The 12,998-nt window shown below is 44.1% G+C and carries 9 protein-coding genes and 2 tRNA genes; 5 read left to right on the forward strand and 6 right to left on the reverse strand.

Annotation, left to right across the window (positions count from 1 at the left end; all coding sequences use genetic code 11):
- Positions 1-25 precede the first annotated feature (25 nt).
- Positions 26-1,843: a DUF3413 domain-containing protein gene (locus A9237_RS00925; RefSeq protein ID WP_078607207.1), complete on the forward strand. Its 1,818-nt coding sequence runs from the start codon at positions 26-28 to the stop codon at positions 1,841-1,843.
- A gap of 364 nt (positions 1,844-2,207) precedes the next feature.
- On the opposite strand, the gene A9237_RS00935 is transcribed toward A9237_RS00925, so the two are convergent.
- On the reverse strand, positions 2,208-3,182 hold the full coding sequence (locus A9237_RS00935; RefSeq protein ID WP_009705999.1) for a porin: 975 nt from the start codon (positions 3,180-3,182) through the stop codon (positions 2,208-2,210).
- A gap of 169 nt (positions 3,183-3,351) precedes the next feature.
- On the reverse strand, positions 3,352-4,272 hold the full coding sequence (locus A9237_RS00940; RefSeq protein ID WP_078607211.1) for a LysR family transcriptional regulator: 921 nt from the start codon (positions 4,270-4,272) through the stop codon (positions 3,352-3,354).
- Between the two features lie 364 nt (positions 4,273-4,636).
- On the opposite strand from A9237_RS00940, the gene A9237_RS00945 reads away from it, so the two are divergent.
- The 3 genes from A9237_RS00945 to A9237_RS00955 all read left to right on the forward strand — a co-directional run bounded on the left by A9237_RS00945 (position 4,637) and on the right by A9237_RS00955 (position 10,066).
- Entirely contained in the window at positions 4,637-5,815 is a 1,179-nt protein-coding gene (locus A9237_RS00945; protein WP_078607213.1) for an efflux RND transporter periplasmic adaptor subunit, read from the forward strand.
- Positions 5,816-5,824: 9 nt separating this feature from the next.
- Positions 5,825-8,959 carry an efflux RND transporter permease subunit gene (locus tag A9237_RS00950; protein WP_078607214.1) on the forward strand — a complete coding sequence of 1,045 codons (3,135 nt, stop codon included), beginning with the start codon at positions 5,825-5,827 and terminating at the stop codon, positions 8,957-8,959.
- A 183-nt stretch (positions 8,960-9,142) separates the two neighbouring features.
- A complete protein-coding gene (locus tag A9237_RS00955; RefSeq protein ID WP_078607216.1) occupies positions 9,143-10,066 on the forward strand; it encodes a LysR family transcriptional regulator in 924 nt (307 codons plus the stop codon).
- A 54-nt stretch (positions 10,067-10,120) separates the two neighbouring features.
- Here A9237_RS00955 and A9237_RS00960 read toward each other — a convergent pair whose 3' ends face one another.
- The 4 genes from A9237_RS00960 to A9237_RS00975 form a co-directional block, all read right to left on the reverse strand.
- Positions 10,121-10,942, reverse strand: coding sequence for a mechanosensitive ion channel family protein (locus tag A9237_RS00960; protein WP_009705994.1), 822 nt, complete (start codon positions 10,940-10,942; stop codon positions 10,121-10,123).
- Between the two features lie 220 nt (positions 10,943-11,162).
- A tRNA-Val gene (locus A9237_RS00965) sits at positions 11,163-11,239 on the reverse strand.
- Positions 11,240-11,285: 46 nt separating this feature from the next.
- Positions 11,286-11,362, reverse strand: a tRNA-Val gene (locus A9237_RS00970).
- A 179-nt stretch (positions 11,363-11,541) separates the two neighbouring features.
- Positions 11,542-11,880: a hypothetical protein gene (locus tag A9237_RS00975; protein ID WP_009697431.1), complete on the reverse strand. Its 339-nt coding sequence runs from the start codon at positions 11,878-11,880 to the stop codon at positions 11,542-11,544.
- A 170-nt stretch (positions 11,881-12,050) separates the two neighbouring features.
- On the opposite strand from A9237_RS00975, the gene A9237_RS00980 reads away from it, so the two are divergent.
- Positions 12,051-12,983, forward strand: a complete 933-nt coding sequence (locus A9237_RS00980; RefSeq protein WP_078607218.1) for an alpha/beta hydrolase — start codon at positions 12,051-12,053, stop codon at positions 12,981-12,983.
- Positions 12,984-12,998: the final 15 nt, after the last annotated feature.

The raw sequence follows: 12,998 nt of genomic DNA on the forward strand, positions 1-12,998 counted from the left end.
TAGTGACACAACACTTCTAAAAACTATGTTCAAACAAACTGCGAACAATAGCGCGTGGTTGATGGCTTTCTTTGCCTGTTTTTCCATCTATTTATCCATCGTTTGCTATCCGTTTCTTTTTTCAAACTCATTTTCTGAACCACTTACCGCCCTTCAATTGTATTATTTGGTCGGAACTCAATACGCTTGGCTTGGCCTGATTGCACTGCCATTCTTACTTTGCTGCCTGTTGCTCTCGTTCTTGCCATCACATCTATTCAAAGGTGCGGTGATCCTCGTTGCCATCGCACTCTTGATCATGCTGAACGTCGACATTTTGGTTTTTCAGCAGTACAAGCTCCACATCAACGCGTTACTTATCCGCATGTTCTTTGAAGGTGGAAAAGAGGTATTTGAAATATCTTGGGTGACGTGGTTGATTTTCGCTGGAGAGATCGCGCTACTCATTTTAGGGTTAGTGATAACGGTTTGGTTAAGCTGCAAACTTGCGTCGAGCCGTCTGAAATATCTGTTGTTCAGTGTTTGGTTTGTCCTATTGCTCAGTACGCAATTCATCCATGCCTATAAGAACGCCCTCTATGACGATGAGGTAAGCCAATTCACGAATAACTGGCCTCTCTATTACCCGCTCACTGCGCGTAAATTTATCTACAAACATCATTTGGTGGATCAAACCATCGCGGCTCAGAACCGAGTTGAACTGAAGGCCGTCAAAAGTGGAGCTCTCAATTATCCCCTCGCGCCATTATCGGTCTCTTCCAAAGAAACAAAGCCGAATGTCCTGTTTATCTTAATTGACGCTTGGCGCTACAGTGATGCAACCGCCGAGATCATGCCCAATATCACGCAATTTGCAGAGCAAACCATCAACTTTTCTGCACACATGAGTGGCGGCAACTCAACACAGGCCGGCATTTTCAGCTTGTTTTATAGCTTACCTGCCACGTACTGGAACAGCTTTTACGCGAGCCAAAAGTCACCTGTGTTTATGGATGCATTACAAGGCCAAGGATATCGCATGGGCATCTTTGGTTCTGCTTCACTCACCAGCCCTCCTTTGTCACGCACCGTTTTCAAAAACGTTGAAAACCTGACGCTTAAGCGCGATGGCAAAACGCAGGTAGAGCGAGACCAAGAAATCACTGATGAGTTTATTGAATTTAAGAACCAAACGAGTGACGACCCGTACTTCGGATTTCTGTTCTATGATGCAGCACATGGAACCAGCTTTCCTGAGCCTGAATTTGCTAAGTTCACGCCTTATTGGAAGCGTGTCGACCACATCAAACTTAACAATGACTTCGATGCCACGCTTTATCACAATCGCTATAAGAACTCTCTGTACTATATCGACAGTTTGATTGCACAAGTGCTGGATAACGTGGATTTAGACAACACCATCGTTGTAATCACTTCCGATCACGGTGAAGAATTCAACGACCATCATATGAACTACTGGGGTCATACTGGCAACTACAGTGCGATTCAGGTTCACGTTCCGCTTTACGTGTATATGCCAAAGAAAGCGCCTCAGACAATCCGTTATCGAACCACTCATTTCGATATTGTTCCTACACTCATGAATCAGCTCTTTGACGTGACGACGAGCCCCGAATCTTACAGTGTCGGTCATAACCTGTTTAACGAAAACGCATCTCGTGATTGGTTCATTGCTGGCAGTTATTACAACTACGCGCTAGTAGGAAGAGAGAACATGCTTGTGGTTAACCCAGGTGGGCATTCGCAACTCCTTCTCAATGATTTACACATTGATCATTCGGGTCGAGTTCCGGTCGAAACCATGCAGAGAGCACTCGATGAAATGTCCCGTTTCTATTATTGAGTTGCCAGCTACTACTGCGCCTCGCTTTATGCGGGGCTTTTTTATATCGAGCAGAAACGAGAAACGAGAAACGAGAAACGAGAAACGAGAAACGGGAATATTTTGGGAACAAATAATAACAAGTGTAAATTACAAGCAAAAAAAAGCAGCAAATAATTTGCTGCAAAACATTAAGAAATACAAATATACGTAAATGTTAACCTTCCTAGCAGTGGACTAGCTAACGGAAAGAATAATAAATCAAACCATGAATTCACTCACGATTTATATTATCCATTCATTATGGTAAAAATAGCCGCCAGAAATAACAGACACAAAAAAAGCCGATGAAGTTATCTTCATCGGCTTGTATGTTAATCAGTACTTAGAATGAGTAACGAGCAGCAACGGCAAATACGTCGTCTTCGTTTTCAACATCATTGATTTTGTATTCTGCTAGCGCTTTAAAGTTTTCTGTTAAGTTGTACTCCGCGCCGATAGATACGTAATCTACCGTGTCAACGTCATTACGCTCTAGGTTGTTGTAACCTACTAACGCAAGGAAATCATCAGTCACTTTGTACGTTGCAACGGCTTCAATACCAGTGTAGTCCGCGTTTACATCAGAACCATCTTTTGCCCAGTTTTCGCCATCACTGTACAGCGCCGCCACGTAGAATGCATCGTACTCGTAAGAGATGGCAGAAGTGAATAACTCAGCGTCGTTGCCACCTGTAAGTGTTTCACCTTCGTTGTAACCTAGTGCCACTTTAAAGCCAAACGGCAGTTGGTAATCCGCTGCGATACCGTATGAGTTCGAGTCAGTCGACACTTCGTCGTTTTCTGCTTGGTAGCTTGCATGAACGTTTAAGCCAGCAATGCTTGCCGTTGCTTTGAAGACAGAGTCTGAACGGCCTGTGCCAAATACGTCTGCACTCACGCCTGCCGCTTCGTTACCAAACTCAGGGAAGATATCGGTGTAATCAGAAACCAGCGTCACAGCACCGTATTGGCGACCGTAGCTGAACGTTGCGTAATCTGTCGCAACACCCACATAGCCTTTACGTACATCAAACTCATCATCTTCAACACCGTTAACGTCACGACGGTTTGATTTAAACTCAAGCTCATAAAGACCAAATGCGTAAAGATCATCATTAATTTTAGATTCGCCGCTTAGGCCAACACGTACGTAACTGTTATCGCCATCTACGTCTTTATCATCAGAGAAATAATACATACCCTGCATACGGCCATGAACATCTAATGTTGTTGTATCGTTAGAGAATACTTCTGCTGCTGATGCACCATTCGCTACAATAAGAGAAAGAACTGCGAAGGCTGTTTTATTCATTTTCATTTAATTACCACTACTTGTTTGTTAATAAGCGGTGACAATTATGCTCAAATTATTATTTTATATTAGCGACAATTTTACTATTTAAAATGGTTATTTTTGAACGAATAACTTCCCTGTTAAACATTTACAAATAAAATTATTACTATATTCTAATAAACAAACTAGAACATTATAGGTAGCTTTCCCAAATAGCTGGTTTACCAATCACCTCTTGAACCATATCAATAAAGAGCTTACCAAGAGGTTGCTGATCACGATGAGAGTACATCGCATAAACTTCGCCAGAATCGGGTAATTTATAATCTGGTAATAAGCGAATTAACCCTTGTTCATCAATGTGCTTTTGCAAATAAAACTGGCCAATTAACGCATAACCTAAACCAGATTTTACAGAATCGATAATTGACGCAGCTTCGTTGACTAAGTATTGCCCTCTCATAGTAAACGTTTTTGTTTCATCCGAATCTAAACTCGTCGGGATGCGTAATTTATCAGCAATAAAGCTTTCGTTTGAATATACGATTGATGGCAATTTAATCAATTCTTCTGGTGTTTCTGGCATACCATACGTCTCAATAAAATCTCTTGAAGCGACTAATGCCAACTTATTGGAGGCAAGCTTTCTGACGATCATATTGGAATCGCGAATTTGACCAATTCGAAATACGACATCATAACCTTCACTGATCACATCAACCCGATTATCATCTAACACCAGTTCAACACTGATCTCCGGGTATTTCTTGATGAACAATTCAATAGCACGATTGATGTAAGTTCGACCAAAAAACGTTGAACTAGAAATCTTCAGATGCCCACGAGGCTCATCATGAAACGTTTCAGCTATCTTCTTGGTTTCATTAAGAACTTCCCTCACCTTTTTAGCTTGCTTTACCATCTCTGTACCTGCACTTGTCAAAGACAGAGAACGTGTTGAGCGGTTTAACAAACGCAATCCTAAATCATCTTCCAATCTTTTAATTTGCTTAGACAGCGCGGAGCGATCAATGTGGTTCCTATCCGCTGCCTTGGCAAACGTACCAAACTCCGCAACGTCCAATAACAACTCAAGCTGTGTAGCAAGATCCATCCAACTCCCTCTCCTAGTATTGTGATGAAGAGCCGATTTTACAAAATCCATCAATAATTATTATGGTTATTTTTGCACTAATGAAATGATAAAAATGCATCATTTGGCTATTTAAACTTTGATTTAACTGTGTTTTATCGACGCATTTTCTCTATTACAAATTGATATAAACCATTTCGAACTAATATATATATCAACAACATTCACAGGGTTTATATTCCTAAGTTTCTAAAATTAAAAAGAATTTAGTTTACATTGATTGATTCGTGCATTTTTTTCAATTCTATATGTTTTATCTATGCACTTATTCTCCACAATTCCTCTCAGTAGAATCGCCTCCTCAAATTTTTGACGAGGATTGATTATGTTAAAAAAAGCAGTGGTTACAGGAATTAGCCTAGCGGTATTGTCCGCTTGCAGCTCTGATGACAAACCAGCAACACAACAAGCTCCTGCGTTTGTCCCTGTAGACGTGGCGACCGTAGCATATGAACCGGTTCAATCGTGGTTTACCTTTACGACGCGACTTGAAGCGCCTCAAGAGGTTTCTCTTATGCCACGAGTATCGGGCGTGATTGAGACCATTGAATTTGAAGATGGACAAGCAGTACAAAAAGGCGACCTACTCGCAACACTCGATGCAAGAACCTTTGAAGCAGAAGTCGCACGCCTTGAAGCGCAATTACTGAGCGCGAAAGCCTCCCTAGAACAAGCGAAGAGTGACTTGCGCCGTGCATCAAAATTGGTGGAGCGTCGAGCCATATCCCAAGAGCAAGCGGAATCTCGCTCGACATCAGTTAAACAACGAAAATCGGAAGTATTGGCACTTCAGGCTCAGTTGAAATCCGCCAAGCTTGATCTTGAGTTCACACAAATCTACGCACCGATTAGTGGCACCATCTCGAATGCGTTTATCACTGAAGGCAACAATGTAACGGCGAACCAAAGCATCATCAGTAACATTGTTTCCAATGACAAGGTTTACGCTTATTTCAACGTTGATGAGCGTACATGGAACCGCAACTTCTCTGACACCACAGCGGCAAGCAAAACACCAGCTCGCCTGCAGTTAACAGGCAAAGAGCAGCGCCCTTACTTTGGTTACATCGATTTTATCAACAATACGATCGATCCAAATACCGGCACATTACAGGTTCGCGCGGTGTTTAACGCAAACAATCGACCGCTGCGAGTTGGTTCTTTTGGTCGCGTGCAAATCACCACCAGCTTGCCAGAAGAAGAAGTGTTGATCCCAGAACGTGCCATCGGTACTGATCTAGAAAATCGCTTTGTTCTGACCATGAACAAAGACCATGTTCTGCAATATCAGCAAGTAGAAGTCGGTGAGCGTTACGGCAAGTATCGCGCTATTACACAAGGTTTGGACTCAGACGACATCATTGCCGTCAATGGTCCTGCAAAGGTCGGCCCTAGTACTCAAATTCAACCAAGAAACGTTGAGCTCGACCTGACATCTGTGCCGTTGATCTTGGCGTCCGCCCCTTCTAAAAGCACTCAACCTATGGCAAATGCACAAGAGTAAGGCGATTCAATGAAGTTTGCGCATTTTTTCATCCAGAGACCGATCTTCGCATCGATGCTCTCTCTACTCATTCTGATTGTTGGTAGTATTTCTTTGTTCCAACTCCCAGTGAGTGAATACCCAGAAGTCGTGCCTCCTACGGTTGTTGTAACCGCGAACTACCCAGGTGCGAACCCAAAGATCATCGCAGAGACGGTAGCAACACCGTTGGAACAAGAGATAAACGGCACGGAAAATATGCTCTACATGTTTTCTCAAGCCACTAGCGATGGTCGAATGACACTAACGGTCACTTTCGCGCTTGGCACTGATCTCGATAAAGCTCAGGTTCAGGTTCAAAACCGCGTGAACAGCGCCCTACCGCGTTTGCCTCAAACCGTGCAGCGCTTAGGTGTCGTCGCAGAAAAAGCATCGCCAGACCTAACCATGGTGGTACACATTTATTCTCCGGATAACAGCCGAGAAGTCAGCTACCTTGCGAACTACTCGAACCTTTACATCAAAGACGACATCGCTCGCCTTGGCGGTGTGGGGGACGTTCAGTTGTTTGGTGGCAGCGAGTACTCAATGCGCTTATGGCTCGATCCAGACGCATTAGCCTCTCGCAACTTAACCGCAATGGACGTGGTTAATGCGGTAAGACAACAAAACCAACAAGTCGCGGCTGGCTCACTTGGCGCACAACCTTCTACTATTGATAATCAGTTCCAGGTGTTGCTCAACGTGAAAGGTCGTTTGGAGAACATCGACGAGTTTAACGACATCATTGTTCAAGTGGGTGATAACGGTGCTTTGACTCGTTTGAAAGACGTTGCTCGTATTGAACTCGGTCAAAACACCTATGCTCTGCGTGCACTGTTAAACGGCAACTCTGCGGTCGCCATGCCAATCTTCCAACGCCCGGGCGCTAACGCGATTGAGTTATCAAATGAAGTTCGTGACACCATGGCGGAGCTATCGAAGAAATTCCCTCAAGGCGTGTCTTACGAGATTGCTTATGACCCTACTGTATTCGTACGCGGTTCAATCAATGCCGTAATCAGCACGTTGCTTGAAGCGATTGTATTGGTGGTTATCGTTGTGACCTTGTTCTTACAAACATGGCGAGCATCCATCATCCCAATCATTGCCGTACCGGTATCTCTCGTTGGTACTTTCGCTGTAATGCAAATGCTTGGCGTCTCAATCAACACTCTATCCTTGTTTGGCTTGGTATTGGCTATCGGTATTGTTGTGGATGATGCGATCGTTGTGGTCGAGAACGTAGAACGGAACATTCACAATGGCTTAAAACCGCTGGAAGCGACTAAAAAAGCCATGGAAGAAGTAACCGGCCCCATCATCGCAATTGCCTTGGTGCTGTGTGCGGTATTCATCCCTACAACGTTTATTACCGGTTTGTCTGGTCAGTTCTACAAACAATTTGCATTGACGATCACGATTTCAACCATCATTTCGGCAATCAACTCCCTGACTCTTTCTCCAGCCTTGTCTGCCTTGTTGTTGAAAGAAAAGGGAGCAAAACCCGATCGCTTAACGCGTATTTTAGACGCCGTGTTTGGCAGGTTCCTATTCAAGCCGTTTAACAAGCTGTTTGATTATGGTTCAAACCGATATGAAGCTTTGGTGAAAAAACTGGTTCGTTTCAGCGCGATTGTCGTTGCTGCCTACCTTGTTCTGCTTGGTGGTACAGGCTCACTGTTTAACGCCGTTCCTGGTGGTTTTATTCCACAACAAGACAAACAGTATTTGGTTGCCATCGCTCAATTGCCTGATGCCGCGAGCTTAGATCGAACGGAAGAAGTGATTAGAGAAATGGAGACGCTTGCTCTGGCGACGCCTGGTGTTTCACAGACCATTTCCTTCCCGGGATTGTCTGTAAATGGCTTCACCAATAGCCCAAACAGCGGCATTGTGTTTGTTACATTGGACGCATTTGAAAACCGCACGGATCCAAGTTTAGGTGCCAATGCCATTGTCGCAGCATTGAACCAGAAATTTGCCGTGATCGATGAAGCGTTCGTCGCTATTTTCCCACCACCGCCGATCCAAGGTTTAGGCTCGACTGGTGGCTTCAAATTACAAATTGAAGACCGTGGTAATAAAGGCTTCGACCAGTTGTTCCAGCAGTTGAACTTGGTGATTCAAGAAGCGAGCAAACGCCCAGAGCTTATGGGACTTTACTCAACGTTCCGTATTCAGGTACCTCAAATGGATATCAACGTTGACCGTGAGCAAGCCATGTTACAAGGCATTCCGTTGGAAGAAGTCTTCAACGCCCTGCAAGTTTACTTAGGTTCATTGTATGTCAACGACTTCAATATGTTTGGTCGTACATACCAAGTAAACGCCCAAGCCGATATTGATTATCGTCTCGACCCTGAGCAAATCTTGTCTTACAAAGTAAGAAGTGCATCAGGCAAGATGGTCCCACTTGGCGCAGTGCTTGAGATTACGCCGACCATTGGCCCAGATCGTGTGATGCATTACAACGGCTACCCGAGTGCCGAGCTTAATGGCAGCCCAGCCTTCGGTTACAGTTCAGACGAAGCGCAAAAAGCCATAGAAGATGTGCTAGCAGCGAACTTGTCAGAAGGTATGGTGTATGAATGGACTGACGTTACTTACCAACAAATTTTGGCGGGCAATACCATGGTTTACATTTTCCCATTGGTTGTATTGCTGGTGTTCATGGTACTTGCTGCGCAGTATGAGAGCTTGAAGTTGCCATTGGCGATCATCTTGATTGTCCCGATGACGATCTTCTCTGCTCTTGGCGGTGTGTGGCTGGTTGGAGGCGATAACAACATCTTCACCCAGATCGCATTGATTGTATTAGTTGCGCTGGCATGTAAGAACGCCATCCTCATGGTCGAGTTTGCCAACGAGTTGAAAGGCAGTGGTAAAGATCATCTGTCTGCAATTTTGGAAGCGTGTCGCTTGCGTTTGCGTCCAATCTTGATGACCTCTATCGCCTTCACAGCAGGCGTTGTTCCTCTTGTGTTAGGTAGTGGAGCCGGTGCTGAGATGCGTCAAGCGATGGGTATTGCTGTGTTCTCCGGCATGGTGGGTGTTACCTTCTTCGGTTTGCTACTCACCCCAGTGTTTTACATGCTCGTCAGTAAAGGTCGAAAACAGAGTTAACGCTTTAGTTCACCACGAAATAGAAAAAGGAACCGATATTGCTCGGTTCCTTTTTACTTATGACTTTATCGATAAGTTTCATTGCGTTAACTGATACCAATAAGTCTGACGAAACAAATCGGACTAGACATTCACCTAAACAAGGCTTTATAACGTGAATCCAACGACTCAAGGAGCACACCATTGGATTTAGCAAACAAACTCGAACTGCTGCTAGAAGTATCCAAAGCGGGATCATTTGCCAAAGCGGCTGATCGCATGAACATGGACCGTTCTGTTCTGTCCAAACATATCAAGCAGCTTGAAGAATACCTTGGCGTTCGTCTGGTAAACCGCACCACTCGCTCTCTTTCCATGACTCAAATTGGCTTACAAGTGATAGCGAAAGCCGAGCAAATCTCAACACTACTAGACGAGACGAAGCAACTTACCTCTTCATTCCAAACGGATTTGAGTGGCAATCTGAAGATTTCAAGTTCGACTATGTTTGGCCGCCAGTATTTGCAGCCCGCTATTCAGCGCTTTTTGGAGCAATTTCCGAAAGCATCGATTGAGCTTCTCTTAGATGACCATCATGTTGATGTAGTCGGCAACAACTTCGATATTGCGTTTCGAATTGGTCCGATGCGCGACTCTACCCTCGTCGCGAAAAGACTGGCAGAAAACAAAGTCGCCATTGTGGCGTCTCAATCGTTTATTGAAAAACATGGTGAACCGAAAACCCCTCAAGCGTTGTCTTTGCTGCCTTCCATTGTATATGCCAACGGAAACTTTAACGCAGACAAATTGAAGTTCATTTCTAAAACAGAGCCAGACCAGTTGGATGTGTATTCAATGACGAGCGCTTACCGCGTCAATGAGCCTGAACTGATCATAGAAAGCGCAAAAGCTGGGCTCGGCTACGCGCAGATTGGTCAGTTTATGGTGCATGAAGAGTTGGAATCAATGGGGTTAGTTCAGCTATTGGCGGATTACGATATCCCAACACATGGCGATATTTACGCGATGTACACCCATAGACAGCATTCACCTTTGCTCAAAGAGTTTATCGACATCGTCCAAGATGTCATCGGCACGCCAGCGAACTGGGAAGCTTATTTTCGTTAATGGTTTTCCCATCAAATGAGTAAATCAAAAAAAGGAGCTGACGCTCCTTTTCTGTTAGTTGTGAATATGAACATCTCGTTGAGGGAATGGAATCGTGATGTCTTCTGAATCAAAGGCATCTTTCACTCGTTCATAAAGGCCAAAGTAAGCCGGCCAGTAGTTTTCTGAATCGACCCAAGCCCACACTAACATACCGATATGGCTGTCACCGTGTTGGCTCACATGCACAGTAGGCTCGGGCTCGTTGATAATCAACTCGTAATTCTCCATCACTTGCATCAGAACACGGCGGGCTTTATGGATATCGTCACCGTAGCTAATACCAAACTCAATATCGATACGGCGCTTCTCTTCACAAAACAGGTTCTTCACCGTTCCATTAGACAATGAACCGTTAGGGATGATGATTTTTTGGTTATCATAAGTCAGCAGCACGGTTACAAAAATCTGGATATCAACGACCTTCCCCATGTGCCCTTGCGCTTCAATCACATCACCCACTTTAAATGGTTTGAAGAACAGAATTAATACACCGCCCGCAAAGTTGGACAAGCTACCCTGAAGCGCCATACCAACGGCAAGGCCCGCAGCACCCAACATCGCAATGAACGAGGTAGTTTCTACGCCAATCATAGAAGCGGCAGAAATGATCAAAAGGATCTTTAAAATAACAGACGCCAAGGAAGAAAGAAAACCGCGTAAGCCGTGCTCTATCTTCATCTTTTCTAACGCAACTTCAATAGCACGACTGACTTTACCTACAATCCACCAGCCCACGAACAGAACAATCAAAGCCAAGATAAACTTTGGCCCAAACGTCAGTAAAAGCTCCAAGCACTTCTCATACAGTGTTTCTAAAGAAATGTTTTCCCACATGCGAGTCCCTCTCTAAATATCAAAAAAGAGGTACTTTGGTTCGACCAATCGGCCACTGCAACTGTCTCAAGCCAAGATTAAAAAAGACAATCACACTTTTCGTTTGTATTGGCAGGGTTTATCGAATTCTAGAAGGGATTTGAATACAGCGTGATAGGCTCTAGATACAACAAAGCCCGCTAAATAGCGGGCTTTGCGTTTGCTCACGAAGAACTAAATTTGGTGGGTCCGACCAGATTCGAACTGGTGACCCCTACCATGTCAAGGTAGTACTCTAACCAACTGAGCTACGGACCCAAATTTTATGTTCGGCATACTTTGGTTTTAGTATGGCTTTAAGGAGTGGTGGGTCCGGGCGAACTCGAATCGCCGACCCCTACCATGTCAAGGTAGTACTCTAACCAACTGAGCTACGGACCCATTCCTTAAGAACGAGAAGGATATTAGCTATATCCTATGAGGGGTGCAAGCATAAATTCATTAACTTTGAATCGTTTGGCGAAAATCTAAACTCAACACCCGTTTTCAGACGATTTTATCGTCAAGCCTCAACTTGAGTGAGGTTAAAAGTGTGATCTACTTAACTTTTGTGTTTTGGGTTAATTGTCGTAAGGCACTTCACTGAGCATCCAAATTTGCAAAACTTGCGATACGTTTGGGCAATCGCCAAACAAAATTTGGTATTTAGGCTCGAACGGTTCACCAATAAACGTTGTGCGAATCAATTTGCCTGTTTTGAGATCCACTTGGGTACTTACCCGCCCTTTAAAGTTTTGGAAAATCGCAAACTGCTCACTGTGGTAAACCATCTGCTCACGATAAAACAAGAAATGGTCCTGAGGTGTATCAGTTAATTGGCATTCTAGTGGTTTGAGTGACTGCTGTGCATGACTACTGAACGTGAGTAGCAGCGCTGAAAGAATCCATCCATATCGCATAACGCTTCCCTATTCTTCTTTCTTCATCAAAGTATAGGAGTTACCAGAACGGATGCTGCGAAGTGTTGCAAAATGCTATTTTTAATCTTCATCACACATTTAAACTGTATGTATATACATGTCTTTTGATTATTCTATGATTCGTCGATTTTTTCGTTAAGAGTTAAAAAATGATCCAAAATCTTGAGCCTGGCATTCGAGAGTTAGTAGAAGAATTCCAATCCAATGGTAAGCCTTGCCCTTCAAAACAAACTATTGCTGAGCGACGAGCTGGTTATCTCAATAGCACCGTATTAGCGGGTGAAAGCCCTAAACCAGAAAGAGAAATCTTGGATGTAGTGAATGGCATTCGGATCAAAGTGTATAAACCAACTAATGAGGATAACTTACCGTTCACGATTTATTTTCATGGTGGTTGCTTCATCAGTGGTGGCTTTGAAACGCATGACGCTCAGTTGAGACAGATTGCCGTTCAATCCAACTCGATCGTCATCTGTATAAAGTATCGACTCGCACCAGAATACACATATCCTGCCGCGCACGATGACGTATACCAAGCTGTACTTGGCATTAAGGAGCAAGGACACAAATATGGCGGGAATCCAGAACGAATGGTATTTGTGGGCGATAGTGCCGGAGGCCAGTTGGCTTTAGCGACGACGTTAAGGCTTAAAAAATTGACAACTTGGTTGCCAGAACAACAAATCCTGATTTACCCAATGTTGGATCCAAAAGGCAGCTCTCAGAGCTACAAAGAAAACGGCTCTGACTACATCATTACCGCAAACATGCTTCTGTCTGGTTTTGATTTGTATACCAACAACGATCCTAAAGTACTTTCTGAGCCGGCCCTAAACCTTATGAGCGCAGACTATCGAGGATTACCTCCTACGACTATTATCACTGCGGAGTTTGATCCCTTACGTGATGAGGGCGAAACATTACACGAGTTAATGCTTGCTCATGGTGTAGAGGTAAATTGTGAACGCTACTCAGGCGTTATCCATGGTTTCTTTCAACTCTCCGGAGTAAGTGAGTCTGCAAAGCGCTGTATCGCATCAATTTCAAAACAAATCAAAACTCGCAGAGCTCCAACCGCTTAATTCGGTTTACGTCGC

This window comes from Vibrio owensii (genome assembly GCF_002021755.1).
Lineage (GTDB): Bacteria > Pseudomonadota > Gammaproteobacteria > Enterobacterales > Vibrionaceae > Vibrio > Vibrio owensii.

Excerpts from the sequence above, each read along its gene's own strand:
- A9237_RS00925 (WP_078607207.1), top strand. The coding sequence starts at position 26 with ATGTTCAAACAAACTGCGAACAATAGCGCGTGGTTGATGGCTTTCTTT.
- A9237_RS00935 (WP_009705999.1), bottom strand. The coding sequence starts at position 3,182 with ATGAAAATGAATAAAACAGCCTTCGCAGTTCTTTCTCTTATTGTAGCG.
- A9237_RS00940 (WP_078607211.1), bottom strand. The coding sequence starts at position 4,272 with ATGGATCTTGCTACACAGCTTGAGTTGTTATTGGACGTTGCGGAGTTT.
- A9237_RS00945 (WP_078607213.1), top strand. The coding sequence starts at position 4,637 with ATGTTAAAAAAAGCAGTGGTTACAGGAATTAGCCTAGCGGTATTGTCC.
- A9237_RS00950 (WP_078607214.1), top strand. The coding sequence starts at position 5,825 with ATGAAGTTTGCGCATTTTTTCATCCAGAGACCGATCTTCGCATCGATG.
- A9237_RS00960 (WP_009705994.1), bottom strand. The coding sequence starts at position 10,942 with ATGTGGGAAAACATTTCTTTAGAAACACTGTATGAGAAGTGCTTGGAG.
- A9237_RS00975 (WP_009697431.1), bottom strand. The coding sequence starts at position 11,880 with ATGCGATATGGATGGATTCTTTCAGCGCTGCTACTCACGTTCAGTAGT.
- A9237_RS00980 (WP_078607218.1), top strand. The coding sequence starts at position 12,051 with ATGATCCAAAATCTTGAGCCTGGCATTCGAGAGTTAGTAGAAGAATTC.